The sequence below is a fragment of the Streptomyces sp. NPDC050485 genome, assembly GCF_044458185.1.
In the GTDB taxonomy this organism is placed as follows: domain Bacteria; phylum Actinomycetota; class Actinomycetes; order Streptomycetales; family Streptomycetaceae; genus Streptomyces.
This window is the reverse complement of the sequence record NZ_JBITHR010000039.1, coordinates 17,531-44,382: the sequence shown is the minus strand read 5'-3', so window position 1 is coordinate 44,382 and position 26,852 is coordinate 17,531. Positions and strand designations below refer to the sequence as shown.

The window sequence follows — 26,852 nt, the reverse complement described above, 5'->3', positions numbered from 1 at the left end:
TCGCACAACTCCTCGTCATAGGCATCTCGATGCGCCTGTGCCGGAAACCTGGCGATCACCGGGTGCGCACGCCTGACCAACGCGTCGGCCGCGCGCAACGACACGCTGGAGGAGCTGGGGATCCGAGCTCGGTATCGACTGGATGTAGAGCGCGGTGACCCGGGCTCCGGACGGTCGTTGAACCAGGGCCAGGGTTGAAGTGCCCGAAGGGTCCCGGGGTCCAACGACACAGCCCCAGGACCCTCGCGCATTCGAGTACCGGACTGGACCGACACGCGCCGGCTTCCGGGAGTGCCAGAAATCCGGCACTCCCGGAGTTGTCCCCCAATCTGGCCACGTCAGCAGCGGCATCCGTACTGGAGACGTTCGGCGTCGTCGCAGGCACACCCCGCAGGCCGAGGACACCAGCGACCGCAGACGTGCTCCTCGGCAGTATCGGACGGGCACCGGCACACGCACTGCGGCTCGCAACGCCGCTGCGCTTCCTCAACCATCAGATCATTCATGACCTGGGCAACGAGTAACTTGGCAGGCGATCAAGGGCCCGGGCGGCCCGGGAAACAGGAACTGCCCGGCGTGCCGAACCGGCCCGTCCGACTCAGTGCCCGTGTCAGAACCTTCGGTAATACAGAATGGCCCCCACCAACGTGATGTCGGCAGGGGCCGTTCTGTACCGCGGATATTGATGACCCTCCGCGCGGCGTTGGGGTGGCACGGACAACGATCCCGGGATGGCTGCTTCGGCTCCTGCTCCGTACCGTACTGGTGACTTGGTCTCGCCATCGGCCCAACTCGGGACATTGTCACTCGCAGGGGTGCTGGTCTCTGGCATGTTAGGCACGTGATCCGACGAGCTTGACTCAGTCGGTGGATGCGGTGATGCAGACGGATCGGCCCCAGCGGGAGCGGCACCCGCAGCCCGGTTACGGGAGGGCGCCGGCGCGGGCGGCGAGGGCGCGGAGTTCGGGTGTGGTGCGGCCGGACAGCAGCAGTCCCGAGATAAGGGACCTCACTGCTGGGCGCGAGTGCGTCTCCTGGGGTGCCTGGTGTTCGGCGGCCAGGAGCGCGCGCACGCATTCGTCCCGGCGTCCGCGTTGGGCCAGGGCGGCTGCCACGTCGGTGTAGTACCGCGCCCGGCGTTCCACGCTGGGCAGGCTCTGCGGCGGCAGTGCACGGGCTGCGGCCAGGGCCGCGGAGGGGTCGCCGGTGGAGAACTCAGCGGAGATGCGGTGCAGTTGGACGGTTGCCGGACTGAATCCGCCGCCGTGATCACGCAGCGCGGTGGTGCCGCCGAAGCCGGCGGCGATGGCGGCGGCCTCGTCTGTCAGCTCCCGCATCCCCTCCCGGTCGCCGCCCCTTGCGGCACTGTACGCAGCTGACTGGATCAACAAGCCGCGTTCGGCGGCGCCGCTGCGGGATGCGCGGAGGCCGGGGGCGTCGGCGGCGTTGAGCGCGATCGACAGTGCTTGTTCCTCCCAGCCTGCGCGGCGGGCGAGCACGGCCAGGTTCCGGGCGGCTTCTGCCACGGCGAGGGGGTGCCCGGCCGCTTCGGCGACTTGCCGCGCGCGGTCGGCTGCCATCCAGCCGAGCTGCTGCTCGTCGAGCTTGACGAGCATGCGGGTCGCGAGCAGGTAGCTCTGCCCGAGCAGGTCGAGGCGATCTCCCTCGTCTCCGGTGCCGAGTGCGTGTCCGGCACGGATCAGGCGGGGCAGACGGACGGCGAGGTCGGCATAGTGGCAGGTGTGGAAGTCGGCGTGCACGCGGGCGAGTTCGACGGGCAACTGCTCGGGGGCCGGCAGTTCGTGGTCCTGGCCGATGCCGAGCATCGCGTCCCGCAGACGGCCGACGAGGAGCTGTCCCACCGGTACGTCCTGGGCCGCTGCTGCCACCGTTGCCGGGAGCGAGACGCCGGCTGTTGCCGCGGCCGAGAGAGCCAGGAACTTCCGTCGCCGCACTGGGTCGTCACCCTCCTCCCGCTGAGTTCGTCCTACCCTAGGCCCGGGAAGGCGGGGGTATGCGAGACCAGGGGCGACAGGGTATCCGTGTCGGGTCTGCGCGGGGGGCGAAGTCGGGGTGAGCCCGAACTCCTTGGGCGGAATGTCGAGCACATCAGCGAAGCGTCTGAGGACGTCGACGTCGGACAGCGGCGAGAGGCCCCGCTCGTACCGGGAGACCTGGGATGCGGAGTAACCGGTTCGGTCACCGAGGTCAGCGAGCGTCCAGCCCCGGGCTTGGCGCCTGCTGCGGATCAACTCGCCAGGTGTTCTGGGCCGTTCGCATCGGGCTTGCGCCGTGCTGACTGGCATCCACGCCCCCGTCGATAGCCGAGGTGGCCCCCGCCCACCGTAGACCGGGCCGCTGGGCAGCAACAGCAGTTTTGCACCAGATGCAAACGGCCTTGCAGCCCACGGCAGCGCCCCTGCCGCAGCAGGACCGGGTGCGGTGCTCTGGAGCATGCCAAGGCCCGCAGCAGGCGGGCCGACGTGCTTTCACCAAGGGGCGTGAACGCGAATGAGCGTACGCAAGAAAGCAGTTGTCATCGGGCTTGGCCACCAGGCCCTGGAGGACCACCTGCCGGGGCTGGCCGACTCCCAGTTCGCCCGCCTTGCCGCGGTCTGCGACATCGACCCCGGCAGGGTCGCCGCCCAGGCCCAGCAGCACAACGTGCCCGGCTTCACCGACATCCGCGCCCTGCTGGAGGACGTGCGCCCGGACTTCGCCATCGTGGCGGTTCCCCACCATGCCGGCCGTGAGGTCATCGAGACCTGCGCGGCGGCCGGGGTACACGTGATGAAGGAGAAGCCCTTCGCGACCGGCCCGGCCGAGGCCGCCGAGCTGGTGGCGCTGTGCGACAAGGCCGGCATCGAGCTGATGGTCACCGTCCAGCGCCGCTTCCACCCGGTCTACACCGCGGCGGTGCAACTGCTGGAGCAGATCGGACAGCCGTACCTGGTCGAGGGCCGCTACACCTTCCACTGCCCCGACCCGGCCGCCGGCTGGCGCGGCCGGGCATCCCTGGCCGGCGGCGGAGCCCTGATGGATATGGGCTACCACCTCATCGACCTGCTCATCTGGTACCTCGGCCTGCCCGACCGCGTCCTGGCCGACACCTCCACCGCCGCACATCCCGACGCCGACTACGACGCCGAGGACACCGCGCTGGTCCACCTCGCCTACGACTCCGGCCTGTACGGCTCCCTGCTCATCTCCCGCTCCGCCGGCCCGAAGACCGAACAGCTGACCGTGACCGGCCCCCGCGGCGCCGTCGTGATCGAGCGAGGACGGGTGCGGCGCCTCGCCCCGGACGGGCAGCTGATCGAGTCCCTGACCCGCGTACCGGCCTGGCCCTCCGCCGCGACCGCGCAGATCGACTGCTTCTGCCGCGTACTCGACGGCGAGCGGACCAATCCCTGCGGCCCCAGCACCCACGTGGCGCACGCCGCGTTCCTGGCCGCCGCCTACACCTCCCAGACCTCCCTCACGCCCGCCGATCCGAAGGAGTACCTGCTGTGACCGCCACCTCGCCCCTCGCCCTCCTCGGCGGCCCGCCCGTCATCGGCGCCCCTGGCCCCCACTTCTCCTGGCCCCCGATCGAGGACAGCGACGTATCGGCGGTCACCGGCCAACTGATGTCTGCGGTGTCCATCCCGGACCGCTCCGGCATCGTCGCCGAACTGGAGGACGCCTTGGCGTCCTTCCTCGGCGTCCGCCACGTCGTCACCACCTGCACGGGAACAGCCGCACTGCACTCGATGTACGCCGCCGCCGGCATCGGCCCGGGCGACGAGGTGATCGTGCCTGCACTGACGTTCCACGCCACGGCCACTCCCCTCTTCCATCTCGGAGCCCGCCCCGTGCTCGCCGATGTCGATGAGAACGGGCAGCTCGATCTCGACGACGCCGCGCGCCGCATCACGGCGAGGACGAAGGCCGTCGTCGCCGTCCACCTGTGGGGCCTGCCCGAGAACATGGACGCCCTGGCCGCCTTCAGCGCCCGGCACGACCTGATGCTGCTGGAGGACGGCTCCCACGCCCACGGCGCCACCTGGCGCGGCCAGCCGGTCGGCTCCTTCGGCCGCGCCGCGGCCTTCAGCTTGAACGGACCCAAGCCGCTGTCCGCCGGGGAGGGCGGATTCGTCGCCACCGACTACACCGAGCTGTACTACCGCGTGCTGCTGCACGGCCAGTACAACAAGCGATGCCGTCGCGAAATCCCCGCCGACCACGCCCTCGCCCCGTACGCGGTGACCGGCATGGGGCTCAAGCTGCGCATCCACCCCCTGGCTGCCGCGCTGGCACACGCCCAACTTCCCCGGCTGAAGGGCTATCTGGCCGGACGAGAAGCTGTTGCCGCCCGGATGCGGCGGGCTCTGCGCGACGTGCCGGGCATCGACGTGCCTCACCCGCCGTCCCATGCCCGTCCGGCCTGGTACGCACTGCCGCTGCGCTACCGCCCGGACCAGCTGGCCGGCCTGCCCGTCGAGCGATTCCTCGAAGCCGTCCACGCCGAGGGCGCCGGCGAGGTCGACCTGCCCGGCTCCACCCGCCCTCTCAGTGATCACCAGCTGTTCCGCACCCCCGGGGCCCTCCTGCCCGGCTACGCTGACCATCAAGGCCCCGCCGCCAACAGCTTCACCACCGCCCGGCGTGTGCACGGCAGCACGGTGAAACTTCCGGTGTGGCACCGCGACCAGGACCTCCACCTCGCCGAGGCGTACACCGCTGCCATCATCAAGGTCGCCGACCACCACAAGGAACTCGTGAAGTGAACACACCCGTCGACGCCGCCCTGCTGGGCGACCTCATCCACGCCGCCGACGCCGACGGCATCACCAAGCACGTCGTCGGCGCCGTCATCCCCAACACGGAAGGCAAGGTACTGCTGCTGCACCGCGCCGCCGACGACTACCTCGGCGGCCTGTGGGAGCTCCCTTCCGGCGGCGTCGACGCGGACGAGACCCTGACCGAGGCCCTGCACCGGGAAGTCGCCGAGGAAACCGGCCTCACGGTCACCGCGATCGGGACCTACCTGGGACACTTCGACTACCTCTCCAAGAGCGGCAAGAAGACCCGCCAGTTCAACTTCACCGCCCGGGCCGCCCACGAGAGCGACACGGTCAAGCTCACCGAACACGACGCCCACCTTTGGGCCGACCGCACGGAGCAAGAGCAGGTCTCCAGCGCCGTGCGGTCCGTCCTGGCGACCTGGCGAGAGGAAGCCGCGTGACAGGTCCGTCCGCCCGCACGAGTGCTCGCCGAACGCCCGGAACCCAGGCTCACCTCCCTCGACCCGCTCGCGACGAGGCATCGGTCCTCGGCTCCCTACTACCGGTTCGGGCCCGCGTCACCGGGCCGGACACCGGCATCGACCTCGATCTGGTGCAACGGCTCACCCGGCAGGCACTCGGAGACGCCAACAACAGGGTGGAGGAACGGGGCCCGAGGGGCGGCAGGCGGCCGTGACCAGGGCCTCGCTCCAAGCCAACCTGGCCAACGCGCTCGCGCGCAACACGCGCCTGTCAGCGCGTGTCCGGCAGTTGGAGGGCCGTCTTTCCGAAGCCCTCGGCGAGCGCGTCTGGTCCGAATCCGGCCTTGGCGCACCGGCTGACATCAATCACCTTCAGCAACGCATCGCCATGCTCGAACAGCACCTCGTGGACAAGCAACGCGAGTTGGATGACCGGACCGCGGAACTCGCCGCCGCCCGTGCTGCCAACCGGGAGCTCACACGGTCCCGCAATCAAGCCAGCTGAAGCTCAGCCCCTCAACGAAAGATCTGCAGTTGCTAAAGACTGAGTCGCCACCGCCGTTTTCGATGGCCGCGTTGACGCAGTCACTCGTCTTGCTGCTCTGATCCTCGGTTGGGTCCGGAAGCCCGAAGCACTTAGCAAGACAGGTGACGTCGCCCTTGGGGCAACCACAGTTGTTCGCCAGCAGCAGCTGATCGGCAGCTTGCGCTCCGCTGACTGATGCAGCAGAGACAACGCCCGCCAATACAAGGGCCGCAGCAATCGATCGGATACGCATGCGTACTCCTCCATCACTCACCCCACGAGAACATTCATCCGATGAACGACCCACCTCCCCGCCAGATACGGCCTGAGCCCGGCTGTCGCGTCCGTCGCGGGCCTGATGCCGCGAGGCGCCCGCGCAGGGCGGTGTCGGTGCCCGGCGGTACGGTGGACGCTTCACACAACAGGCGGTTGAAGGGGCGGACGGCATGGCGGGCGAGACCCTGGTAACGGTGGTGGGCAACCTGACCGCCGACCCCGAACTGCGGCACACCGCCACCGGAATGCCCGTCGCGGGCTTCACCATCGCCTCCACGCCCAAGGTGTTCAACCGCGAGCGCAACGAATTCATCGACGGGGAACCGTTGTTCCTGCGCTGCTCGCTGTGGCACCAGGCCGGCGAGAACGCGGCGGCGTCCCTGACCCAGGGGACCCGCGTGATCGTCACCGGGAAACTGCGGCAGCGCACCTTCGACGACAAGGAAGGCCAGCGCCACACCACCATCGAGATCGACGCCGAGGATGTCGCCGTCTCCCTGATGTACGCGAGGGCGAGCGTCACCAAGACCTGGCGGCCCGGCACCGGTCCTCAGGCCCGGCCCGCACCCGCCGCGGGGCCGGCCGTCCCAGACACCAGGCAGCCACCGCAGGCGGCACCGGCCGAGCCCCACCTGTTCTGAGCCGCCCACCGCACGGCCCCAGTCCAGATGGCCGGTTGCCCGGCGGCGCGGCAGGCTGGCTCCATGATGCGGTTCGGTATGTGGGCGAGCGGGGCAGCCCTCACACTGACGGGCCTGGGAGTCGCGGGCTACCTGATCGCCAAGGCGCTGCTGGAGCTCCTGGCGCCGGGATCGGACCCACCAACGCCCCGCCACCGCGGGCATCGCCGGAGGCCTCGCCGCCGGCATCGCCGGAAGCCTCGCCGGGGTCCTCACTGTGGGACTCCAGCGTGACACCACCCGCCAGCCCCGCACAGCCACGAGTCCTGCCACGAGATGGCGGGCCGAGATCAGTCTCTGCAAACCCCGTGCCATTCGGGTGCCATAGGCAACGCTGACGAGCGAGCCTCACCTCTTCACCTGCATCAGCTGAGGAATGATCACGAGTGACTCTCAGTCGTCGAGCGCCCGCCGCAGCAACTCCGCCGCGGGCCGCTCGTTGGGGCACTCCACCACCAGGACCTCGATCTCCATGTCTCCAGCATCGCCCGTCGCCCCGTACGCTCCGAAAGGGCCGAGCTGGCCAGGCAGGCGTGCTCCGAGCAGCCGGGCCGCCGCCCTTCGTCCGGTGGAAGCTGGGCATCATGGCACCACCGTACGATGCCCGCCGGGGCGGATGGCCGGTACGCTTCCCCGACTCAGTATCGGGCCCACACCTCCCCCGACGTGAAGTCCCGGCGCGGCAGACGCAGGCCAGTCGTGTGCCCGTGCGAATGCCGGGCGCACCCTGTCGGGGTCGAAGCGAGGGCTGCGGACGACGGACCCCTCCCCCACATTTGGTGGGAGAGGGGTTCGGATGCGTGCCGGTGACGTCACACGTCAGTGTGGTGTCAGGAGACGGTCACGTCGTCGTAGTACGTGTACGTCTCGTCACCCACGTAGTTGTCGTCCTTGCTGGTGAGCGTGAGGGTGTAGCTGTGGCCCGCGGTCAGGGAGCCGGAGGCGGTCTTCCAACCGGCGCCGTTGGTGCAGGTCTTGGGCAGGACCGTCGTGGTGGTGCCGGTCGTGTTGTCCTTCAGTGTGGCGGTGGCCCAGTCGTAGGTGACGGTGTCGGGGCAGGTCACGTCGTAGGCGAAGGAGACCTTGGAGCTGCCGGTCGGCGCGGTGAAGGTCTGGGCGATGGAGGAGGTGTTGGTCGGGCTGGAGGAGCCGACCAGGGCGCCGTAGCTGCCGGTGTGGGCGGCGGCGGTGCTGGCGGCGGCGGAGCCGGTGGGGGTCCAGCCGCTCAGGGTGCCCGCCTCGAAGGTGCCGTTGGTCAGCGCGCTGCCGCCGCCGGTGCTCCCACCGGTGGAGAAGGCCGTGGTGCCGTTAGGGGTGCCGAGTCCGGTCGGGCCGTCGTAGCCGGGGCCGGCGGTGCACAGGTAGCTCGGCGAGCAGGTGCCGTTGTTGCCCGTGGTGACGTCGTTGAGCGCGCTGGTGTGCGCGTACGGGTACTTCGACGGGTAGTCGCCGGTGCCGGGCGTGCCGGCCAGCGCGTAGACGCCGGCGATGATCGGCGCGGAGGCGCTGGTGCCGCCGTACACGTTCCAGCCGCTGGCCTGGTAGCTGTCGTACACCGCGACACCGGTGGCGGGGTCGGCGACGGCCGACACGTCGGAGATGGTGCGCTTCGAGCAGCCGCTGTCGGTCTGCCAGCTGGGCTTGGGGTCATAGGCCGAGCAGCCGGAGCCGGTGCCCTCGGTGCTGTTGGTGTGCCACACCGACTCGGACCAGCCGCGGGCGCTGGAGTCCCGCTTCAGGGCGGTGCCGCCGACCGAGGTGACGTACTGGGAGGCCGCCGGGTACTCGGCGCCGTACGCGGAGTCTGCGGGTGCCGATTAATCATCCGCCCTGCTCAGGCAGCATGTTGGTACTCGTGGAGGGTTCCGCCGAGTCGATCACGTCGGTGGATCTTCAGGTGCTTGATCTTTCCTGGCTCGGTGGTCGGTTCGGGCAGCGGGCGTCGCGGAGCCGCTTGGCCCAGGGCCCGGTGGGGGCGATGTCCGTTGTAGAAGGACTCGAACTCGCGCAGGGCGTGGAGCAGGTGGCGCTGGTCCCAGATGAGGGTGCGGTCCAGCAGTTCACGTCGGCAGGTCTGTATCCAGCGCTCCATGACGGAGTTCATCCGCGGCATCCGGACGCCGCTGGTGACGACCTCCAGCCCGGCGTCGGCCAACACGGCGTCGAAGGCCTGCGTGAACTTGCAGTCCCGGTCGCGGATCAAGAACTTGGCCTCGCTGCCCGTGTCCCGGAGATCCATGGCAAGGTTGCGTCCGAGCTGCACCACCCAGCCCGCGGTGGGGTGTGCGGTGGCTCCCAGGATCCGGATACGTCGAGTGGCGTGCTCGATGACGGCGAAGACATACAACCGCGCCCCGGTCAGAGTGCGGGTTTCGAAGAAGTCGCACGCGAGCAGCGCGTCCGCCTGGCTGCGCAGGAAGTCGGCCCAGGTGGTGTTCTGGCGTTCGGGGGCGGGTGGGATGCCTTGCTCCCGGAGGATCTCCCAGATGGTGGAGGCGGCGACCTTGATACCCAGCGCCGCGAGCTCGCCGTGGATGCGCCGGTACCCCCAGGAGCTGTTCTCGCGGGCCAGGCGAAGGACCAGGGTGCGGATCGATCGGACGGTGGGCGGACGTCCGCGTCGCCTCGGTATGCAGGTCGCGGCATGGCGCCGTTTGAGCAGATTGCGGTGCCAGCGCAAGATCGTGTCGGGGCGTACCAGCAGCAGGAGTTGGCGCAGCTTGCCCATCGGCAGGTGGTGGAGCAGGCCGGCGAGGACTGCGCGGTCGGTGGCGGTGAACGCGGGCTTGTCGACCTGGCGCTGCAGGACCAGCAACTGGTGCCGCAGCGCGAGGATCTCGATGTCTTTGTCCCGCTCGCTCATCGGCAGCAGGCGCAGGAGCGTGAAGGTGTTGGTCATGGCGAGGTAGGCCAGGCGCAGCAGCACGACAGATCATGATGCCGCCCGACCCCGGTCCACGTGAACCACACGGGTGCGAGCAGCGCGGTATCAGAGGGGCCTGTCATCGACGATCAAGCTCTTGAACTGGCCGGATGAATTATCGGCACCCGCAGTGTGCTGGTCGCTGCCGAGGTTGTCGGGTATCCGACGATCGTGGCTGGCTTGGTCCCCTAGCTCGCCGGTATGGCCAACTCGCCCTGCTGATCGCGGTGTTGACGCTCCTGGGGCATGGGCACGTCAGTGGCTGCTGTTACGCTCCAGGGCGCTGAGGATCACAGAGCCGTGCGAGACGACGGGGGCGAAGATGGTGTGGCGTGGGCACATGGTGACGCGGACCGCGGTCGGAACGATCCTGGCTGCGGGCTTGTTGTCCGCGTGCAGCGACTCCGGGGAGACGAGCGGGAAGCCAGGTCCGCAGGTGCCGTCGAAGCAGGCCGAGTTGGCGAAGATCGCGCTGCCGTCGCACTACGATTCCAGCCGTGGATGGGACGCGGTGCTGCCCTGGCTTCCTCCGAAGGTCCATTCGATCCCGGTCACCACAGTCAAGTCCGGTGGTGTGGGTCTGCTCCAGGCCGCCTCCGGGGGCTATTCGGTCCGTCTACATGACGCCGCCACCGGCGAGGTCCGCTGGTCGAGCAAGGCATGGACGCCGCCGACCGAGGTTCAGGGGGCCGAAGGCGACGGCGACAGCGTTGCCGAGATCCCGGACGTGACCACCACGTCAGCGGGCGGCCGCGAGTACGTCGTGGCCTGGGCGCACGGCATGCGCGGCAAGGACGAGCTACACAACGGCCGCGAGGTCGTGGACCTGGCGGTGTACCCCGCGGATAGCCAGGGCCAGGCGGTTGCTCCTGTGCGCGAGATCTCCGTACCGGTCAGTGCCCGGCCCGGGCAGATGCACGTGACCGGCGCCGATGGCTCTCTTCTCGTCTCGTGGGGCGGCGACGGCCTCTACGGCACCTCCGCTGCCGGGGTCGACGTTTCCTCGGGGAAGGTGACCTCTTTTGGCGACGCGGATGCTCTGCTCCCGCAGTGTGCCGCCACCATGGGGTGCTCCGGCAGCACGGCGGTGTCGGCGACCTCGAAGGGCCCGGTGGTCGCGATGGGCAGCGGGGGGTTCGGGGTGCCCGGCGGCTGGCTGAGTAGCAGCGTGCAGCCCGACGGCGTCCCCGCAAAGTCGGGGTTCCTGGGGGCCTTGAACGGGCGGGTGTACGGCGCGTCCGGCAGTGATCTCCTGGCATCGTGGCGGACCGTCACGTCTGGGGAGGGGCCTGTGGTATGGGCGGTGCACGATGTGGAGAACGGGCGGATCAAGGCGCAGATGGTGTGTGCCGCGAAGGAGTCGTCAGGTTCGTCCGGGAACGCCTACGCGGCGGTGTCCTCCCCTAATGGGCGCTATCTGGCGGCAGGGCCGGTTGCCTTTGATCTGGAGACGAAGAAGGGGGTGTGCCTGCAGGGCGACGGGAATCGTAAGACGGTCAATGTGGCATCGGTCAGCGATGCCGGGGTCGCCTACGGTGCTGTCGAGGCTGCGGATGGCACTGGCCAGTCCGGTCCCGTCGTCGCCGAGGTTGTCTTGAGCACGGGGAGTTCCTCTGTGCTCAAAGCGGGTACGGAGGTACCGATCGCGCATGCCGGTAGCAACGGTCTGATCGTCCGTCGTGATGCGGCCGGCCAGGTTCAGGTGTCGCTGCGCCCCATGCGGTAGGCCAGCGCGACGGCGCTGTGCGGCCGTCTACAGAGGACAGTGGCCCCGGACGTCGCTGTCGCTGCGGGGCCACTGCGTGTTCATGGCCCCCGATGAGGCTCCGGCTCCCCGTGCGTATCGTGGAGAACGCTTCGCAGGTGGCGGCTGGCCAAGCTGCTGCGGATGGACGAGCTGCCGGTGGTGCGGGTCCCGACGCTGGCCGAGGAGGCCGCCCGCGATCTCGTCCGCGGGCGCGATGACGTACGCCGGGACCTGGCCCGGGCCCGCAACCGGATCTCCAAGCTGCTCCTGCGGCAGGGCCGGGTCTGGCGCGGCGGCTCGGGCTGGACCTGCATCCACCACGAGTGGCTGCGCAAGCAGCGATTCGACGACGCGGACACCCAGTTCGCCTTCGACAACGGATACGAGGAGGTCCTGGCCCTGGAGACCATGCGCGACCGATTCGACCAGCGCATCACCGACGCTGTGGGTGCCGAGAAGTCCATCCATGCAGCTGAGAGGGCGAATCGCGCTGTCATGCCACCGACGATCGGCGCCGCCGGGCATGATGATCGATTATGCTGCTCCGCTTGGCTTATCTGACGATGACGAACGCCTTCGCCGCGCTGCGGCTGCTGCCGATGAGCGGTCGGGAGAAGGACGTGGAGATCCTGGCATTGCGGCACCAACTCGTCGTGCTGGAGCGCCAGCTCCGCGGGGCCCGCCCCCGCTTCACGCCGGAGGACCGCGCACTCCTTGCCGCCCTGCTCCACCACCTCCCTCAGCAGCCCCTGCGTCAGGTGCAGCTGCTGGTGAGACCGGACACCGTGCTGCGCTGGCACCGCGACCTCCTCCGCCGCCAGCACGCCATGCGGTCACGTCCGAAGCGCATGGGCCGGCCGAGAACAGTCCGGTCCATCAGGCTGCTCGTGCTCCGGCTGGCGCGCGAGAACCCGACTTGGGGGTATCGCCGGATCCATGGCGAGCTCGGCGTGCTCGGGATCAAGGTCGCGGCCTCGACCGTCTGGGAGATCCTGCGCGCCGCGGGGATCGACCCGGCGCCGCAGCGCACGGCCACGACATGGGCCACCTTCCTGCGCTCGCAGGCCGACGCCCTGCTGGCATGCGACTTCTTCGAGACCGCCGCCCTCACCGGCACCAGACTGCACGTGCTCACGGTAATCGAGCACGCCGGCCGCCAGATTCGGATCCTGGGCGCGACCGCACACCCCACCGCCGCCTGGGTCGCCCAGGCGGCACGAAATCTGGTCATGGATCTGGAGGATGACGGGTGCCGGGCCCGGTTCCTGATCCGTGATCGGGATGGGAAGTACCCGCAGCTCTTCGACGCGGTCCTCGCCGACTCCGGGATCCAGACCGTGCTCACCCGGCGTCAGGATGCCGCGGATGAACGCGGTGATGGAACGCTGGATAGCAACCTGCCGGCGTGAGGTACTCGACCGCACGCTGATCTGGAACCAACGCCATCTCCTCAACGCACTACGCGAGTTCGAAACCACTACAACACCCACCGCCCGCACCGCACCCTCGACCAAGGCTCACCCCTGCAAACCCGGCCCACACCGATCGACGATCCAGACCGGATCGCCCAACTGGACATACGCCGACGCGACCGACTCGGCGGAACCCTCCACGAGTACCGACATGCAGCTTGACCAGCGTGGACGTACTTTCCGGCACCCACAACCTCGACGGGGCGGCCGGTCTCGATGTCGATCAGCACGGTGCCGTAGACATGACCGCGCTCGAGAGCGAAGTCGTCCACCCTCAGCACCCGCGGGCTCCGCTCCGGCGGGCCAGCTGGCAGCGCCCACACTCGACGGAGCAGGGTATTCGGGCTCACCGGACAGTGCAGCATGCGGGCGAGACGGGCACCGGCCCAGCCGAGGAGACGGCCGATCGCCTCCAGTGCCGCCTGCTGGAGCTGGCTTCGGCGCGCGTAGCGGAAGGTCAGCCCCTCGACCTGCTCAGCGAAGGTACGGCGCGGGCAGTCCGCGACATCGCACACCGGCGACACCACGATGGCCGGGCTGAACTGCGGCACCCCGTCCAGCATCGCCTGGCCCTACCTGCGCAGCGGCCTGGACGCAGCCGTCGCCATCCCCGACTCCGACGCCGCCCGAGCGGCCGCCCGCCTCGCGGACCTCGGCCTCTCCTCCGGTCCGTGCGGGGCCGCGGCGCTCGCCGGCCTGCGTGCGGTGCTCACGGGCGTGGGCGCCGACGAGAGTCGTACGACGCTGGGGCTCGGCCCCTGCTCGGTGGTCGTGCTGCTGAGCACCTAGGGCACGGCCGCCAACCCGCACTCCACCGCCGGCCACGGAACGGCATGCTGACCCACTTCGTTGCCGCGCTCGGTGTCCTGGGCCCGCTCACCGTCGTACCCGGCCCGGACATGGCTGTGGTGACCCGGCGCGCCCTCGTGGCCGGGCCCGGGGACGCGCTGCGAACCGTGGGCGGGATAGCGCGCGGGCTGTTGGTCTGGGGGCGTCCTGGCCGTGGCCGGCTCACGGCCGCGCTGGCCGCCTCGCCCGCGGCGTACCTGGCGGTCAGGCTCCTGGACGCCGGGTACCTGGTATTCCTCGGCGCGCAGGCGCTGTGCCAGAACCACCCCACCGCAGCCGCCAAGGCGGAACCCGAGGCCCCCTCCAAGGTCGGGAGCCCGTGACGGACCGGCCTGGTCAGCAACGTTCTCAACCCGAAGATCGCCGCCTTCTGCACCGGTCTGCTCCCCGCCCTTGCCCCGCCTCAACTGCCCGCCGCCTGGGCCATGGCGCTCCTCGTCCTCCTACACATCGCCCTCACTGTCGTATGGCTGGGCAGCTGTGTGGCCCTGCTGTCCAAGGCCAGGCGCGTACTCGAAAAGCCGCAGACCCGCCGCGCGCTCGGGCGGACCACGGGCGTCGTGCTGATCGGGCTCGGGCTCGCGGTCGCCGCCGGCTGAAGCGCGTGAGCGTAAGTGAGGGGGCCCGTACCGTGGGCGGCATCTGGGCAGGCGCAGGCCGGTTTGCTAGTTTCGAGCCATGGTCGCCCAGGCTGAGAACTTTGCGTCGCGTCGCTATGTCGACCTGCGGCGCCAGGGCACGGCCACCTGTCGCCTCAGCTGAGGCGGCCGGAGCGAGTCCGGATCGCCGACCACCAGACGGCGCAGTGTCGGACCAGCTCCCCGAGGAAGTAACCATGTCCATTTCAACGGCACCCTCAGCGGCACGCCGGGCTGCGGACAGCGCGCGGCGCAGGACGAGCGCCAGCATTGTCCTACGGTCCGTCCTTGAGTACGGGCCGGTCGCCCGGAGCACCATCGCCCGGCTGACCGGCCTCTCCCCGGCGTCGGTGACCGACCACTGCGCCCAGTTGGGTGCGCTCGGCCTGATCCGGGAAGCCGCTGTGCCCCGGCAGTCGAAGGGGGCCGGGCGGCCTCACACACCGGTCGATCTGGACGCCTCCCGGTTCGTGGTCGGCGGGGTGCACGTGGCCGTGCCGTACACGACCGTCGCGCTGCTCGACCTGCGCGGGCGGGTGGTCGTCGAGCGGCGCCTCGGTCATGGCGAAGGCACCGAGCCGGGCCGGGTTCTCGCGAACGCCGCCGACGGGCTCGGCGCGCTCCTCGCGGACGCCCGCGACCGCACCCCGCTGGGCGTCGGGGTCGCCGCCGGGGGCTGGGTGGACCGGGACTCCGGCGCCATCGTCGAGCACGGGCTCCTCGGCTGGCGCGACGTGGCTGTCCGCGAGGTAATCGGCGCGCACACCGGACTGCCGGTCCAAGTGGACGGACACGCAAGGGCGTTGGTCAACGGGGAGCGGCTGTTCGGGCGGGTGAGGGGGAGCCGGAGCGTGCTGCACCTCTTCGTCGGCAATGTGGTGGACGCCGCGTTCGCCACCCACGACGAGGTGCATCACGGCCCCCGCTCGCAGGCCGGGGCGATCGCCCATCTGCCGCTGGAAGGCGGCACGGAGCCGTGCGACTGCGGCCGGACCGGGTGCCTCCAAGTCGAGTTGACTGAAGGGACGTTGTGCCGACGGGCGCGCGAGCGGGGTGTCATCAGCACGGCGAACCCGATGCATGTGGTGCGCGCCGCGGCTGATGGAAATCCGGTCGCGGTACGACTCCTCGTGGAGCGCGCCAGGATGGTCGGGCGGGCGGCCCGGCTGCTGCTCGACGTACTCAACCCGGAGACGGTCGTCATCACCGAGGCCGGGGTGATGTACCGGGACGACTGCCTCGGTGCGTTGCGCGAGGCGGTGGGAGAGGAGCGTGCGGCGCTGGTCGTGCCGAGCAGTTTCCCGGACTCTGTCCTTGCTGTGGCGGGCGGTTCCGTTGCTCTCGACGTGCTCTACCGCGATCCGCTGAGCGTGTCAGCGATAACGGGCGCGCCCGCGGGGCCGAATTAATTCAGAAACTCCGAATGTTGACAGGGGCCCTGCCGGGCCGCGAACATTCTGGGCATGAGCAGCGCGCAGGAATTCTCCCCGGTGATCCGGTCGCGGCAGGTCCGCCACCGGATCACCGGTGTCGCGCCGGCACTCTCGCGGCAGGTTCCGCTGACCAAGTGCCGTTTCATCGACCTGATGCGGATCGGCCGCACCCTTTGTTGCTGATGTGACGCGGCAGCCCTGACGGGCTGATGCGCCGATGAAGCGACACATTGTTGCGGCAATGTTGACGCGTTGGCGCACTCGCCGCCTCGCACCCCCTCACGCGTCTGCCACGCGCCTTTGGCCTGCGCCGATTTCCGTGCGTACTTCCCTTTTTCGGTTTTCCTGGCTTCGCGGTGCCCGGAATCCGGAGTGGCGCACGAATTCCACTCCCTTTGAGTTCCCTTGACTTCACGGAGTTCCTCCATGCCACCAGTGTCCCCAGCCGCGCCCGGTGTCGACCGGCGGCTGTTCCTGTCCTCCCTGCTCGGCGTCGCCGCGGCTGCCGGCCTCAGCGGTTGCGCGGGGGCCAGCGCCGCCGACTCCAGGGTCAAGGGGTCGGCATCCGCCCCGCTGGCCACGTCGGTCCCGGCCGGTACGAGTCTGAAGATCGCCTCGTACCAGGGCGTCCAGCAGCTCCAGTTCAAGCTGGCGGGTCTGGCCGACCTGCCGTTCACCGTGTCGGACTGGGTAAACACCGGCGCCGGTCCCGATGTCATCAACGCCTTCCGCGCCAAATCTCTGGACGTCGCCAATAATGCGGGCATCCCGCCCATCCAGGCGCACTTCCAGGGGTACGACGCGAAGATCGTCGCGATTGACATCACCCGCAAACCGAGTTACGTCTTCGCCACCAAGCCCGGCAGTGACATCAGCGACGTCCAGGGGTTCAAGGGGAAGAAGCTGGCCTTCTCGCAGGGGCAGGCGCAGGGCGTCGTCCTGCTACGAGCCCTGAAGCAGGCCGGGTTGAAAGATGACGACGTACACCTCGTGCCACTGACGAGCAATCAGTTCTTCACCGCGCTCCAGGCGGGCCAGGTCGACATCGCCCCGCTCGCCAACCAGCAGGCCCCGGCCTACCTCAAGCAGTACGGGCCCAAGGGAGCGCACACCATCCCGACCGACGTCGTGGACCTCCTCAACCTGCTCTGGGCTCCCACCTCCGTCCTCGCCGACCCGGCGAAGGCCGCCGCGGTCGCCGCGTACATCCCCCGCTGGGCCAAGGGCCAGGTGTGGGCGTACGAACACCCGGACGCCTGGAACGAGGAGTTCTACGTCAAGACCCAGAACCTCACCACCGCGCAGGCACAGTCGATCACCGCGCTCGCCAACAAGCCGCTGTTCCCACCCAGTTGGGACGAGGCGGTGAAGTGGGAGCAGGAGACCGCGGACCTGCTCGCCGAGGGCGGCTTCGTGAAGAGGTTCAAGGTCGACTCGCTCTTCGACCGGCGCTTCGAGGGCCTCGCGGCCAAGGACGTCCCGGCCGAGTACCAGAGGTGACGGCCATGACCACCACCGCGACGACACCCGTGGTGTCGACACCCGCCGAGCAAGCCCGCCCGGTACCTCGCACCCGGCGCCGCGCCCTCGCGCCGGGCAAGCGGCTGCCCGCCTCCCTGCTCATCGGTCCGGGGTTGATCCTCGCCCTGTGGGCAGCCGCGTCCGCCGCCGGGCAACTGGACCCGGCCGCGATCCCGGCCCCGTGGACAGTGCTGCGTACCGCCGGCCAACTGTGGAGCGACGGCACACTGTCCACCGATGTGCGCACCTCGCTCGAACGCGCCGGATACGGGTTCGCCCTCGGGCTGACCGCCGGTGTGGTCCTCGCGCTCGCGGCCGGACTCAGCCGGGTCGGCGAGGCGCTGATCGACGGAACGGTCCAGCTCAACCGGGCGATCCCGACCCTCGGTCTGATCCCGCTGTTCATCCTCTGGCTCGGCATCGGCGAGACCTTCAAGATCGCGATCATCGCCATCGTCGTCTACATCCCGATCTATCTGAACCTGCACGCCGCGCTGTCCGGCATCGACCATCGTTTTGTCGAACTCGCGGAAGTCCAGGGCCTGTCCAGAGTCCGCTTCATCCGGCAGATCGTCATTCCCGGCGCGCTGCCCGGCTTCTTCGTGGGCCTGCGGCTCGGCGTGACCGGTTCCTGGCTCTCCCTGGTGGTCCTGGAGCAGATCAACGCCACCAGTGGTCTCGGCTACCTGATGTTCCAGGCCCAGAACTACGGCCGCACGGACATCATCCTCGTCGGCCTGCTGATCTACGGCGTCTTCGGCCTGATCTCCGACAGCGCGGTCCGCTTCGTCGAACGGAGGGTGCTGTCGTGGCGACGCACGCTGAGCAACTGACCGCGATCGAGGCCCCGGCGGTCCGCCTCGCCGGACTGACCCGCTCCTTCGACGGCCGTACGGTCCTCGACGGCATCGACCTCGACATCCCGGCCGGGCAGTTCACGGCCCTGCTCGGGCACAGCGGCTCCGGCAAGAGCACGCTGCTTCGCGCCATCGCCGGGCTCGACCACCGGGTCACCGGCAGCGGCGAACTGGCCGCCCCGGAGCGGGTGTCCGTGGTCTTCCAGGACTCCCGGCTGCTGCCCTGGCGCCGCGTCCTCGACAACGTACTGCTGGGGACGGACGGCAAGGAGGCCGCCGAACGCGGGCGCGCCGCTCTCGCCGAGGTGGGGCTCGCGGGGCGCGAAAGGGCCTGGCCCAACGAGCTGTCCGGCGGCGAGGCACAGCGCGCCGCACTCGCCCGCTCCCTCGTCCCCGAGCCCGAACTCCTCCTCGCCGACGAGCCGTTCGGGGCCCTGGACGCGCTGACCCGGATCCGCATGCACGTACTCCTGCGCGAGCTGTGGCAGCGCCACCGGCCCTCCGTCCTGCTCGTCACGCACGACGTGGACGAGGCGATCGTCCTTGCCGACCGGGTCCTCGTGCTCGACCGGGGCCGCATCGGACTCGACCTGACCATCGAGCGCCCGCACCCGCGCTCGTACCGCGACCCGTTGCTCGGCGAGTACCGCGAACGCCTGCTCACCGCCCTCGGCGTAACAGCACACCACGAGCACGCACAGACCCAAGTGCACGCACAACACCGAGAGCACGCACAGCACCAGGAGGACCACCAGTGACCCGGCGCCAACTCCATCTCAACGCCTTCCTCATGAGCACCGGGCATCACGAGGCCTCCTGGCGGCTGCCCGAGAGCGACCCGTATGCGAGTGTCGACCTCGACCACTACCGCAACCTCGCCCGCATCGCCGAGCGCGGCACCTTCGACTCGCTCTTCCTCGCCGACGGCCCGGTCCTCTTCAGCAACGTCGGCCAACGCCCGGCCGGTGTACTCGAACCGCTCACCCTGCTCACCGCGCTGGCTGTGGCGACCGAGCACATCGGTCTCATCGCCACCGCCTCCACCTCGTACAATTCGCCCTACAACCTGGCCCGCCGCCTCGCCTCCCTCGACCACATCAGCGGCGGCCGGGCGGGCTGGAACATCGTCACCACCGCCGGTGCCGAGGCCGCCCGCAACTTCGGGCTCGACGACGAGCCGACCCATGTCACGCGGTACGAGCGCGCGGCGGAGTTCCTGGACGTGGCGCTCAAGCTCTGGGACAGCTGGGAGGACGACCTGGTAGTCGCGGACAAGGCGGAAGGGGTCTGGGGCGACGAGCGCAAGGTCCACCCACCGCGTCACAAGGGCACGTACTTCAGCGTCGAGGGCGCACTCAACGTCCCTCGCAGCCCGCAGGGTTACCCGCTCCTCGTGCAGGCAGGCTCCTCGCAGGACGGCAAGCACTTCGCGGCGCGGTACGCGGAGGCGGTGTTCACCGCGCAGCAGACGCTGGGCGACGCACAGGCCTTCTACGCCGACCTCAAGTCCCGGGCGCGTGGCACCGGCCGGGACCCCGGCCACCTCAAGATCCTGCCCGGCATCGTCCCGGTCATCGGCTCCACCGAGGCCGAGGCACGAGCACACGAGCAGGTCCTGGAGGACCACATCGTCCACGAACACGGCCTCCACCGGCTCGAACGCCTGCTGAACCTGGAGCCGGGCATCCTCGAACTCGACGCCCAACTGCCCGCCGATCTGCCGCCGGAGAGCGACATCGAGGGGGCCAAGAGCCGCTACACCCTCGTCGTGGAACTCGCCCGGCGCGAGCGGCTCACCGTCCGCGAACTCATCGGCCGCCTCGGCGGCGGACGCGGCCATCTCACCTTCGCCGGTACACCCGAGCAGGTGGCCGACGCCATCGAGAACTGGTTCAGCCTGCGCGCCGCCGACGGCTTCAACATCATGCCCGCCGTCCTGCCCTCCGGCCTCGGCCTCTTCGTCGACCATGTCGTGCCGATCCTGCGCGCCCGCGGCCTGTTCCGCACGGAGTACGGCCCGCGAGCGACCCTGCGGGACCGCTACGGCCTCCCGCGCCCCGCCAACCAGCACACCACCTCCCCGACCCTCACCCGCGTCTGAAAGGACCCCTTCATGTCCGACACAGAGATCCGCAAGGTCACCGCGCACATCGGCGCCCAGGTGTCCGGCGTCGACATCGCCAAGCCGCTCGACACGGAGACCGTCGCCGCCCTGCGCGCCGCCCTCAACGAACACAAGGCGCTGGTATTCGACGACGTCGACCTGGACGACGAGGGCCAGCAGGCCTTCGCCCGCCACTTCGGCGACCTCACCACCGCCCACCCCACGGTGCCCGCCGTCGACGACGCGCCCAACGTGCTGCCCGTGGACAGCGAGCGCGGCCGCGCCAACCACTGGCACACCGACGTCACCTTCGTCCTCAACCCGCCGCAGGCCAGCACCCTGCGCAGCATCACCGTCCCGCCGTACGGAGGCGAGACGCTGATCGCCAACTCGGCCTCTGCGTACCGGAGTTTGCCGGAACCGCTGCGACTGCTCGCCAACACGCTGTGGGCCGAGCACACCAACGACTACGACTACGCGGTGCCGGACGAGGAGGTCGACGAGGACAAGGCCGAGCAGCGCGCCCAGTTCACCTCCATCAACTTCCGGACCGCCCACCCGGTCGTCCGCGTCCACCCGCTGACCGGTGAACGCGGCCTGTTCATCGGCGGGTTCGCCCAACGGATCGTCGGCCTGTCGGTGGCGGAGTCCCGCAAGATCCTCGACCTGCTCCAGGCATACGTCACCAGGCCGGAGAACATCCTGCGGTGGCGCTGGTCCCCCAACCAGCTCGTCCTGTTCGACAACCGGATCACCCAGCACTACGCCATCGACAACTACAACGGCCTGCCGCGCCGCCTGCACCGCGTGACGGTCGCCGGTGACGTACCGGTCGGCATCGAGGGCAAGGAGAGCTACTCGATCGCGGGCGACGCCTCGCACTACACATCGGTCCACACGCCGCAGGAATGACCTACCGGTTGTTCCCACGGAAGGCTGGCCGGGGCGCCGGACCACCGGCGCCCCGTCCCACGCTCAGCTCGCGGCCGTCCGTTGCTCCACGCGCCTGGCGGTTGCAGGGCGTGCAGATGGCGCTGGTGGTCCTCGGCCGTGACCAGGCGCAGGTCCAATACGGGACGGGGGCTGCCGTTCTCGCCGATGGCGACGAACGTCAGGCGGGCGGTTGCCACTTCGGTGGTGGGGCCCGAGGCGTTCCACCGCTCGGCGGTCGCCCGTACCCCGACGTCCATCGAGGTGAGGCCCTCGTACTCCACGCACGCGTGCACACTCATCAGGTCGCCCGCGCGGACGGGCAGAAGGAACGTCATCCGATCCGCCGAGACGCTCACGGCTGGGCCGCCCGCGTGCCGTCCGGTGGGCGCCGCGGCGTCGTCGATGAGTTTCATGATGACGCCGCTGTCAATCCCCTCGCGCCGTGGAGATCTTTCAAGCGGCCAACTCCACGGTGGGGTCGGCCTGGTGGTCTCGTTCGTAGTCGATCGGGCTCCGGTATCCACACATGCTGGGTAGCCGGCGGGGGTTGCAGAAGCCGGTGATCCAGGTGTCGATCTTCAGCCGTGCCTCGGTGCGCGTGGTGAAGGTGCGCCGCTGGACGTACTCGAACTTGAGCACGCTGTTGAACGCCTCGCTCACGGCGATATCGAAACACGAGCCGACACGGCCCATGGACTGGGCCACGCCGAGCTCGCAGCCGTTGCCCTCGCCCTCAACACCAGGCCCCGCAAGACCCTCGGTTGGAGGACCCCCGCCGAAGCACTCAATGAGCAGCTACTGTTGATCCAACAAGCCGGTGTTGCGACGACCGGTTGAGTCCGGGCAGTACACGAGTCGGGCCTTCGCCGACGCCTGCCGCCTCGCCGGCGTCCGCCAGAGCATGAGCGCGATCGGCAGCAGCGCGGACAACGCCGCCCGCGGATTCCTTCAACGCGACCTTCAAAAGAGAGACGCTGAAAGGCCGGAAGGGCTGGTCGAACGAGCGCGAGGCCCGACTCGACGCCTTCCGCTGGCTCCACCGCTACAACACCCGACGCCGGCACTCTCGCCTCGGCCAGCGATCCCCGCTCGCCTACGAGAACACCTTCCACACAACATCAACTACCCTGACCCGAGCCGCATAGACGTGTTCAAACTCCGGGGTCAAGGCCCCCGAGGATGTCGCCCCAGCCATAGGACTTGAGCAGACCGGTGATCTTCGGCTCGGCGCCGGGCTGCAGTCATTCCCCGGGACTCACAGAGCTCCCCCGGACGTCTGGGGAGTCGACGTCACCGGGGAACTGGATGTGACGGTTGATCCACTCTTCGAAGATGGGGCGGGCGCGTTTCCCCGCCGTCGCGTGTACGCGCCCTCGTACCAGGCGACCGCGTGTCAGATGCGGGCGATGCGCAGCAGGCCCCGCACGCAATCCTTGCAGTAGTTCGCGAACTTGTGCGCGGTGGTGCAGTCCTGCGCGTGGTCGAGCTGCGGGCCTCTCTGCCCCTGGGTTCGGAGGGAGTCATCCGGTGGCGTGCAGGGCGCGGTGGGCGGTGGTGCGGAGGTGGTCGGTGGTCTCGGGGTCGGCGTCGAGGGTGTAGTCGCAGTCGAGGCCGGCGAGGGTCTGGGCGATGCGGGGCAGGTGGTCGTCGGAGGCGTCGAGGCGGCAGGTGTGCTCGTCGATGGGGGTCAGGCGGGTGGCGAGGCCCCGGGTGCGGGCGCGGACGTGGTCGGCGGGGGCGTGGATGGTGGCGATGGCGCGGTAGCGGGTGGGGGCGGCGGAGAGTCGCCTCGCGACGAAGGCGGCCGGGTCGCCGCCGGGTACAGGGCGGGGCGGGACGCGTCGGCCGGTGGGTGTGGTGTTGGTGGTGCGGTCGAGGCGGAACAGACGCCAGTCGTGCTTGTCGGTGTCGTGCGCGAGGAGGTACCACAGGCCGCCGGAGTCGACCAGGTGGCACGGCTCGACGCGGCGCCGGGTGGCGGCGCCCTGGCGGGTGGTGTAGTCGAAGGTGATGATCTCGTGGTCGCGGCAGGCGACGGCGAGGGTGGCCAGCAGGGCCGGGTCGGCGCGCGGCCCCCGTTCCTCCCACGTAATGCCGGCGAGTGAGGTCTGGAGGGCGGTGACCTGGCCGCGCAGGCGGCCGGGCAGGACCTGTTCGAGCTTGGCCAGGGCGCGCAGGGCCGTTTCCTCGATGCCGGTGAGGCCGCCGGCGGCGGTGCGCAGGGCGACGGCGATGGCGACCGCCTCCTCGTCGTCGAGGAGCCTCCGGCAGCGACCTGCCGCCCCTCGAGGCGGTAGCCGCCGGCGTGGCCGCGGGCGCTGTCGACGGGGTAGCCGAGTTCGCGCAGGCGGTCGATGTCGCGGCGTACGGTGCGCACGGTCACGCCGAGTCGTTCGGCGAGGTCCGCGCCGGACCATTCCCGCCGGGTCTGGAGCAGGGACAGCAGGCGCAGCATGCGGGCGGTCATGTCGCTCGTCATGAATTCCATGATGCCGGTGTCAAAGGACACAGGCTGTCCTGAAAGGCCTCTACGGTGGAGACGTCCACACGGAGCAAATCGGGAGGTTTCACCATGAAAACCGCTGTTCTCGGCACCGGCGGCGGCGCCCGCACCCACATCGCCAAGCTCGCCGAGCTGGGCCACGAAGTCCACGTCGGCACCCGCGACCCCAACGCCACCCTGGCCCGCACCGAGCCCGACATGATGGGCACCCCGCCCTTCAAGGACTTCCTCGCCGGGCACCCCGGCGTCGAGCTGCACTCCTTCGGCGACGCCGCGGCCGCCTCCGACGGCCTGGTGATCAACGGCATCGACGGCCACAACGCCGTGGCGGCCCTCTCCGCCATCGCCGACCAGCTCGCCGACAAGACACTCATCGACTACGCCGTCCCGTACATCTACCAGCACACCCCTGAGCACCCCTGGCCCACACCCTGGGGGATCATGCCGAAGCTGGACCCGTGCGACAGCGACAGTCTCGGCGAGCAGATCCAGCGCGCCCTGCCCCGCACCAAGGTCGTGAAGTCCTTCGTCACCCAGGAACAGACCACCGTCGTCGACCCCGAGAGCGTCGGCGGAGGCGACCACACCATGTTCCTCGCCGGCGAAGACCCGGACGCCAAGCAGCAGGCCACGGACCTCCTCAAGTCCTACGGCTGGACCGACATCCTCGACCTCGGCCCGCTCGTCTGCGCCCGCGGCATGGAGATGTACGCCCACCTGCACTCCGCCATCGGCTTCGGCCTGGGCCACCAGTTCGGCGGCCACTTCGGCATCAAAGTCGTCCGCTGACCCGCACCCGTACCACACGCAAGGAATCACCATGAGCAACGAGAACACCGGTACCACCGGCACCCTTGCCGGAAAGATCATGTGCCACGCCATATGGGCCCGCGACGGACGGCAGCTCGCCGACTTCTACGCCACCGCCCTCGGCACCCAGGTCTCCCAGACCTACCCCGGCGAAAACGGCGACGAGGCCGCCTGCGCCTTCTACGTCAACGGCGCGATGTACCTCTTCTACACATCCGAATCCTTCACGGCACCCCAGTGGCCCGAGGAAGAACTGCCCTTCCACATGGACTTCTCCTTCCCCGACGTGACGGCGGCCGAGAAGCGACTGCTGGAGCTGGGCGCCACCAAACCCGACCACCAGCCCGGCGGAGTGCACTGGACGGTCCTCCTCGACCCCTCCGGCCAGCCCTTCTGCATCCACGCCACCCGCTGACCCGCGCCCATCACATGACGATCCTTCCGCGTATCACCGCCGACCAGCGCCGCGCGCGCCTCATACGCCGCCACCTCCTCGCACCCGCCGCGCGGGAGAAGACGGCCGAGGCGGTCGCGGAGGCTCTCGTCGGCCTGCACGCCACCGACCCCGCCACCGTCTTCCTCGCCGCGGCCGCCCGCATGCACCGGCCCACCGTCGCCGCCATCGAACGGTCTCTGTACGACACCCCCGCCGACAGCCCGGTACTGGAGCGCATCCGGTGCATGCGCCGCACCATGTTCGTCGTCCCCGCCCGCCTGGCCCCGGCCGTACGCTCCGCGACCGTCCGCGACACCACCGGCCACCGCACCCACGCCGTGGCGGAGCTGCGCACGTCCCTCGACTGGGACGAGGGCCACTACCGGGCGGTGGAGCAGGCCACTCGGGACGCCCTCGCGGCACGCGGCCGGGCCACCGCCTCCCAGCTCGCCGCCGACATACCCGCCCTGCGCGAGCAGATCGTCACCTTCCCCGGCAAGTCCTACGAGTCCCGCCAGCGCGTCAGCACACAGATCCTCGGCGTGCTCGCCGCCGAAGGCCGCATACGCCGCGACCGCCCGGCCGGCTCATGGACCTCCGCCCAGTTCCACTGGGCACCCGCCCGGCCCCTGCCGCAGATACCCGCACCCGAGGCGAAGACGACACTCGCCCGCCACTACCTCAAGGCGTTCGGCCCCGTCACCGTCGACGACGTGAAGTGGTGGACCGGCTGGAACCTCACCGACACCCGCAAGGCACTGGCCGCCACCGGCGCCCAGGCCGTCGAACTCGACCACGCCACCGGCTACCTCCTGCCCGAAGACCTCGATCACGAGCCGGCCCCCGAACCCGCGGCCGCTCTCCTGCCCAGTCTCGACCCCACGCCCATGGGCTGGCGCCACCGCGACTGGTACCTCGACCCCGACCACACCAAGGCCCTCTTCGACCGCAACGGCAACATCGGCCCCACCATCTGGTGGCACGGCCGCATGATCGGCGCCTGGGCCCAGCACCCCGACGGCCACATCAACCACCACCTCCTCACCGACCCCGGCCACCAAGCCCGCACCGCCATCCAGGCGGAAATCGAGCGGCTGACCACCTTCCTCGACGGAACCAGGGTCACCCCCTGCTACCGCAACCCCCTCGAACGCAGCCTCGCCACCCGCTGAGCAGGCGGCTGTCACCCATCGCCCGCCACGTCACGCGAATGCTGCACGAGCACAACGCGCGGACAGCCTTGTCACAGGCTCAGTCCGTCCCGTCCAGCGGACCGGCGAACACCTTCAGGAACGGGGGCTGCCGGGCATGCGCCAGGGCGCGCGGTTAGCGTGAGGCCATGGCTTTCGACGAGGTGCTGGCGGAACGGATCAAAGAACGGCTGGACCCGGAGGGGGTGACCGCGAAGAAGATGTTCGGCGGGATCACCTTCCTCCTCCAGGGCAACGCGCTGGCCAATCTGTACGAGGAGGGCCTGATGGTGCGCGTCGGGCCGGACGGGATGGACGAGGCCCTGGCCCGCCCCGGCACCACGCGGTTGGTGTTCCGCGGCAAGGAGCAGAACGGCTGGGTGGTCCTCACGGAGGACACCCTCGACGACGAGGTCCTGGACGACTGGCTGAAGTGGGCCATGGAGATCACCGCAGAACTTCCACCCAAGAAATGACGCGGTCTGCCCGGCCGCCCGCGCGCCGAGGACCAGTGATCACTGAGGTGACCCCCGGAGTGCGGGGTCGCCTCACCCGAACCCGACCCCGAACTCGCAGACGGCCCCGGTGCAGCCCCCTGCTGCACCGCCCGCCACCCCGGAGCCGACCCCGGCGGAGACCTCGCTGCGCCGGACCGTTCAGGGCATGCTCATCGGCCTCCTGGTGCTGGCCGGGCTCTTCGCCTTCT

Annotated in this window: 26 protein-coding genes and 5 pseudogenes; 23 read left to right on the top strand and 8 right to left on the bottom strand. The window is 69.8% G+C overall.

The features are described from left to right. Positions 1–923: 923 nt before the first annotated feature. Together ACIBK6_RS39030 and ACIBK6_RS39025 are read right to left on the bottom strand one after the other, a co-directional pair. Complete coding sequence (locus ACIBK6_RS39030; RefSeq protein WP_399057724.1) at positions 924–1,955, bottom strand: XRE family transcriptional regulator; 1,032 nt, start codon at positions 1,953–1,955, stop codon at positions 924–926. Positions 1,956–2,093: 138 nt separating this feature from the next. Beyond that, positions 2,094–2,306 (bottom strand): annotated as a pseudogene (locus ACIBK6_RS39025) (helix-turn-helix domain-containing protein); the annotation flags it as partial. A 205-nt stretch (positions 2,307–2,511) separates the two neighbouring features. Between ACIBK6_RS39025 and ACIBK6_RS39020 the strand changes: the two are divergent. The 4 genes from ACIBK6_RS39020 to ACIBK6_RS39005 all read left to right on the top strand — a co-directional run bounded on the left by ACIBK6_RS39020 (position 2,512) and on the right by ACIBK6_RS39005 (position 5,753). Then, positions 2,512–3,513 carry a Gfo/Idh/MocA family protein gene (locus ACIBK6_RS39020; protein ID WP_399057716.1) on the top strand — a complete coding sequence of 334 codons (1,002 nt, stop codon included), beginning with the start codon at positions 2,512–2,514 and terminating at the stop codon, positions 3,511–3,513. After that, a complete protein-coding gene (locus ACIBK6_RS39015; RefSeq protein ID WP_399057714.1) occupies positions 3,510–4,769 on the top strand; it encodes a DegT/DnrJ/EryC1/StrS family aminotransferase in 1,260 nt (419 codons plus the stop codon). Before ACIBK6_RS39020 ends, ACIBK6_RS39015 begins: the two co-directional genes overlap by 4 nt. Continuing rightward, on the top strand, positions 4,766–5,227 hold the full coding sequence (locus ACIBK6_RS39010) for an NUDIX hydrolase (RefSeq protein ID WP_399057712.1): 462 nt from the start codon (positions 4,766–4,768) through the stop codon (positions 5,225–5,227). The genes ACIBK6_RS39015 and ACIBK6_RS39010 overlap by 4 nt, the downstream gene beginning before the upstream one ends. A 232-nt stretch (positions 5,228–5,459) precedes the next feature. Further along, a complete protein-coding gene (locus ACIBK6_RS39005) occupies positions 5,460–5,753 on the top strand; it encodes a hypothetical protein (RefSeq protein ID WP_399057710.1) in 294 nt (97 codons plus the stop codon). Here the strand turns inward: ACIBK6_RS39005 and ACIBK6_RS39000 are convergent. Beyond that, positions 5,725–6,027 (bottom strand): hypothetical protein, encoded by a 303-nt coding sequence (locus ACIBK6_RS39000; RefSeq protein ID WP_399057708.1) that lies wholly within the window; start codon positions 6,025–6,027, stop codon positions 5,725–5,727. The genes ACIBK6_RS39005 and ACIBK6_RS39000 overlap by 29 nt on opposite strands. 193 nt (positions 6,028–6,220) lie before the next feature. Here ACIBK6_RS39000 and ssb point away from each other — a divergent pair, with 193 nt between their 5' ends. Beyond that, complete coding sequence (gene ssb, locus ACIBK6_RS38995) at positions 6,221–6,691, top strand: single-stranded DNA-binding protein (RefSeq protein ID WP_399057706.1); 471 nt, start codon at positions 6,221–6,223, stop codon at positions 6,689–6,691. Between the two features lie 1,309 nt (positions 6,692–8,000). Here ssb and ACIBK6_RS38990 read toward each other — a convergent pair. Then, positions 8,001–8,535: pseudogene (locus tag ACIBK6_RS38990) on the bottom strand (hypothetical protein); the annotation flags it as partial. Positions 8,536–8,564: 29 nt separating this feature from the next. Further along, entirely contained in the window at positions 8,565–9,656 is a 1,092-nt protein-coding gene (locus ACIBK6_RS38985; RefSeq protein WP_399057704.1) for an integrase core domain-containing protein, read from the bottom strand. 454 nt (positions 9,657–10,110) lie between these two features. Here ACIBK6_RS38985 and ACIBK6_RS38980 point away from each other — a divergent pair, with 454 nt between their 5' ends. The 13 genes and pseudogenes from ACIBK6_RS38980 (at position 10,111) to ACIBK6_RS38920 (ending at position 21,186) form a co-directional block, all read left to right on the top strand. Then, on the top strand, positions 10,111–11,379 hold the full coding sequence (locus ACIBK6_RS38980; RefSeq protein ID WP_399057702.1) for a hypothetical protein: 1,269 nt from the start codon (positions 10,111–10,113) through the stop codon (positions 11,377–11,379). Between the two features lie 162 nt (positions 11,380–11,541). Then, entirely contained in the window at positions 11,542–11,961 is a 420-nt protein-coding gene (locus ACIBK6_RS38975; RefSeq protein ID WP_399057700.1) for a hypothetical protein, read from the top strand. Continuing rightward, positions 11,937–13,034, top strand: a pseudogene (locus ACIBK6_RS38970) (integrase core domain-containing protein). Before ACIBK6_RS38975 ends, ACIBK6_RS38970 begins: the two are co-directional and overlap by 25 nt. A 315-nt stretch (positions 13,035–13,349) precedes the next feature. Beyond that, positions 13,350–13,661 (top strand): annotated as a pseudogene (locus ACIBK6_RS38965) (pyridoxal-phosphate dependent enzyme); the annotation flags it as partial. 44 nt (positions 13,662–13,705) lie between these two features. After that, positions 13,706–14,044, top strand: a complete 339-nt coding sequence (locus ACIBK6_RS38960; protein ID WP_399057698.1) for a hypothetical protein — start codon at positions 13,706–13,708, stop codon at positions 14,042–14,044. Between the two features lie 9 nt (positions 14,045–14,053). Next, entirely contained in the window at positions 14,054–14,320 is a 267-nt protein-coding gene (locus ACIBK6_RS38955) for a LysE family translocator (RefSeq protein ID WP_399057722.1), read from the top strand. A gap of 236 nt (positions 14,321–14,556) precedes the next feature. After that, positions 14,557–15,768 (top strand): ROK family protein, encoded by a 1,212-nt coding sequence (locus ACIBK6_RS38950; protein ID WP_399057696.1) that lies wholly within the window; start codon positions 14,557–14,559, stop codon positions 15,766–15,768. A 54-nt stretch (positions 15,769–15,822) separates the two neighbouring features. Continuing rightward, a complete protein-coding gene (locus ACIBK6_RS38945; protein ID WP_399057694.1) occupies positions 15,823–15,975 on the top strand; it encodes a hypothetical protein in 153 nt (50 codons plus the stop codon). A gap of 243 nt (positions 15,976–16,218) precedes the next feature. Further along, positions 16,219–17,292, top strand: a complete 1,074-nt coding sequence (locus tag ACIBK6_RS38940) for an ABC transporter substrate-binding protein (protein ID WP_399057692.1) — start codon at positions 16,219–16,221, stop codon at positions 17,290–17,292. A gap of 5 nt (positions 17,293–17,297) precedes the next feature. Beyond that, positions 17,298–18,146: an ABC transporter permease gene (locus ACIBK6_RS38935; protein WP_399057690.1), complete on the top strand. Its 849-nt coding sequence runs from the start codon at positions 17,298–17,300 to the stop codon at positions 18,144–18,146. Beyond that, on the top strand, positions 18,122–18,928 hold the full coding sequence (locus tag ACIBK6_RS38930) for an ABC transporter ATP-binding protein (RefSeq protein WP_399057688.1): 807 nt from the start codon (positions 18,122–18,124) through the stop codon (positions 18,926–18,928). Before ACIBK6_RS38935 ends, ACIBK6_RS38930 begins: the two co-directional genes overlap by 25 nt. A gap of 32 nt (positions 18,929–18,960) precedes the next feature. Then, positions 18,961–20,271 carry an LLM class flavin-dependent oxidoreductase gene (locus ACIBK6_RS38925; protein WP_399057720.1) on the top strand — a complete coding sequence of 437 codons (1,311 nt, stop codon included), beginning with the start codon at positions 18,961–18,963 and terminating at the stop codon, positions 20,269–20,271. A 12-nt stretch (positions 20,272–20,283) separates the two neighbouring features. Continuing rightward, positions 20,284–21,186 carry a TauD/TfdA dioxygenase family protein gene (locus ACIBK6_RS38920; RefSeq protein ID WP_399057686.1) on the top strand — a complete coding sequence of 301 codons (903 nt, stop codon included), beginning with the start codon at positions 20,284–20,286 and terminating at the stop codon, positions 21,184–21,186. Here the strand turns inward: ACIBK6_RS38920 and ACIBK6_RS38915 are convergent. Beyond that, entirely contained in the window at positions 21,156–21,620 is a 465-nt protein-coding gene (locus ACIBK6_RS38915; protein ID WP_399057684.1) for an acyl-CoA thioesterase, read from the bottom strand. The genes ACIBK6_RS38920 and ACIBK6_RS38915 overlap by 31 nt on opposite strands. Before the next feature lie 40 nt (positions 21,621–21,660). Then, entirely contained in the window at positions 21,661–21,867 is a 207-nt protein-coding gene (locus ACIBK6_RS38910) for an IS3 family transposase (protein WP_399057682.1), read from the bottom strand. A gap of 314 nt (positions 21,868–22,181) precedes the next feature. On the opposite strand from ACIBK6_RS38910, the gene ACIBK6_RS38905 reads away from it, so the two are divergent. After that, a complete protein-coding gene (locus ACIBK6_RS38905; protein WP_399057718.1) occupies positions 22,182–22,352 on the top strand; it encodes a hypothetical protein in 171 nt (56 codons plus the stop codon). Positions 22,353–22,727: 375 nt separating this feature from the next. Here the strand turns inward: ACIBK6_RS38905 and ACIBK6_RS38900 are convergent. Then, positions 22,728–23,686, bottom strand: a pseudogene (locus tag ACIBK6_RS38900) (helix-turn-helix transcriptional regulator). Between the two features lie 93 nt (positions 23,687–23,779). Between ACIBK6_RS38900 and ACIBK6_RS38895 the strand changes: the two are divergent. The 4 genes from ACIBK6_RS38895 (at position 23,780) to ACIBK6_RS38880 (ending at position 26,622) form a co-directional block, all read left to right on the top strand. Next, positions 23,780–24,499 carry an NADPH-dependent F420 reductase gene (locus ACIBK6_RS38895; RefSeq protein WP_399057680.1) on the top strand — a complete coding sequence of 240 codons (720 nt, stop codon included), beginning with the start codon at positions 23,780–23,782 and terminating at the stop codon, positions 24,497–24,499. A 31-nt stretch (positions 24,500–24,530) separates the two neighbouring features. Then, the gene (locus ACIBK6_RS38890; protein WP_399057678.1) at positions 24,531–24,935 is read left to right on the top strand and encodes a VOC family protein; all 405 of its coding nucleotides are present in this window, start codon (positions 24,531–24,533) and stop codon (positions 24,933–24,935) included. 14 nt (positions 24,936–24,949) lie between these two features. Next, entirely contained in the window at positions 24,950–26,128 is a 1,179-nt protein-coding gene (locus ACIBK6_RS38885; RefSeq protein WP_399057676.1) for a winged helix DNA-binding domain-containing protein, read from the top strand. Between the two features lie 167 nt (positions 26,129–26,295). Beyond that, positions 26,296–26,622: a TfoX/Sxy family protein gene (locus ACIBK6_RS38880; RefSeq protein WP_399057674.1), complete on the top strand. Its 327-nt coding sequence runs from the start codon at positions 26,296–26,298 to the stop codon at positions 26,620–26,622. The last annotated feature ends 230 nt before the right edge of the window (positions 26,623–26,852 follow it).

Excerpts from the sequence above, each read along its gene's own strand:
- ACIBK6_RS39020 (WP_399057716.1), top strand. The coding sequence starts at position 2,512 with ATGAGCGTACGCAAGAAAGCAGTTGTCATCGGGCTTGGCCACCAGGCC.
- ACIBK6_RS39000 (WP_399057708.1), bottom strand. The coding sequence starts at position 6,027 with ATGCGTATCCGATCGATTGCTGCGGCCCTTGTATTGGCGGGCGTTGTC.
- ssb (WP_399057706.1), top strand. The coding sequence starts at position 6,221 with ATGGCGGGCGAGACCCTGGTAACGGTGGTGGGCAACCTGACCGCCGAC.
- ACIBK6_RS38975 (WP_399057700.1), top strand. The coding sequence starts at position 11,542 with ATGGACGAGCTGCCGGTGGTGCGGGTCCCGACGCTGGCCGAGGAGGCC.
- ACIBK6_RS38960 (WP_399057698.1), top strand. The coding sequence starts at position 13,706 with ATGCTGACCCACTTCGTTGCCGCGCTCGGTGTCCTGGGCCCGCTCACC.
- ACIBK6_RS38950 (WP_399057696.1), top strand. The coding sequence starts at position 14,557 with ATGTCCATTTCAACGGCACCCTCAGCGGCACGCCGGGCTGCGGACAGC.
- ACIBK6_RS38945 (WP_399057694.1), top strand. The coding sequence starts at position 15,823 with ATGAGCAGCGCGCAGGAATTCTCCCCGGTGATCCGGTCGCGGCAGGTC.
- ACIBK6_RS38940 (WP_399057692.1), top strand. The coding sequence starts at position 16,219 with ATGCCACCAGTGTCCCCAGCCGCGCCCGGTGTCGACCGGCGGCTGTTC.
- ACIBK6_RS38935 (WP_399057690.1), top strand. The coding sequence starts at position 17,298 with ATGACCACCACCGCGACGACACCCGTGGTGTCGACACCCGCCGAGCAA.
- ACIBK6_RS38925 (WP_399057720.1), top strand. The coding sequence starts at position 18,961 with ATGAGCACCGGGCATCACGAGGCCTCCTGGCGGCTGCCCGAGAGCGAC.
- ACIBK6_RS38920 (WP_399057686.1), top strand. The coding sequence starts at position 20,284 with ATGTCCGACACAGAGATCCGCAAGGTCACCGCGCACATCGGCGCCCAG.
- ACIBK6_RS38915 (WP_399057684.1), bottom strand. The coding sequence starts at position 21,620 with ATGAAACTCATCGACGACGCCGCGGCGCCCACCGGACGGCACGCGGGC.
- ACIBK6_RS38895 (WP_399057680.1), top strand. The coding sequence starts at position 23,780 with ATGAAAACCGCTGTTCTCGGCACCGGCGGCGGCGCCCGCACCCACATC.
- ACIBK6_RS38890 (WP_399057678.1), top strand. The coding sequence starts at position 24,531 with ATGAGCAACGAGAACACCGGTACCACCGGCACCCTTGCCGGAAAGATC.
- ACIBK6_RS38885 (WP_399057676.1), top strand. The coding sequence starts at position 24,950 with ATGACGATCCTTCCGCGTATCACCGCCGACCAGCGCCGCGCGCGCCTC.
- ACIBK6_RS38880 (WP_399057674.1), top strand. The coding sequence starts at position 26,296 with ATGGCTTTCGACGAGGTGCTGGCGGAACGGATCAAAGAACGGCTGGAC.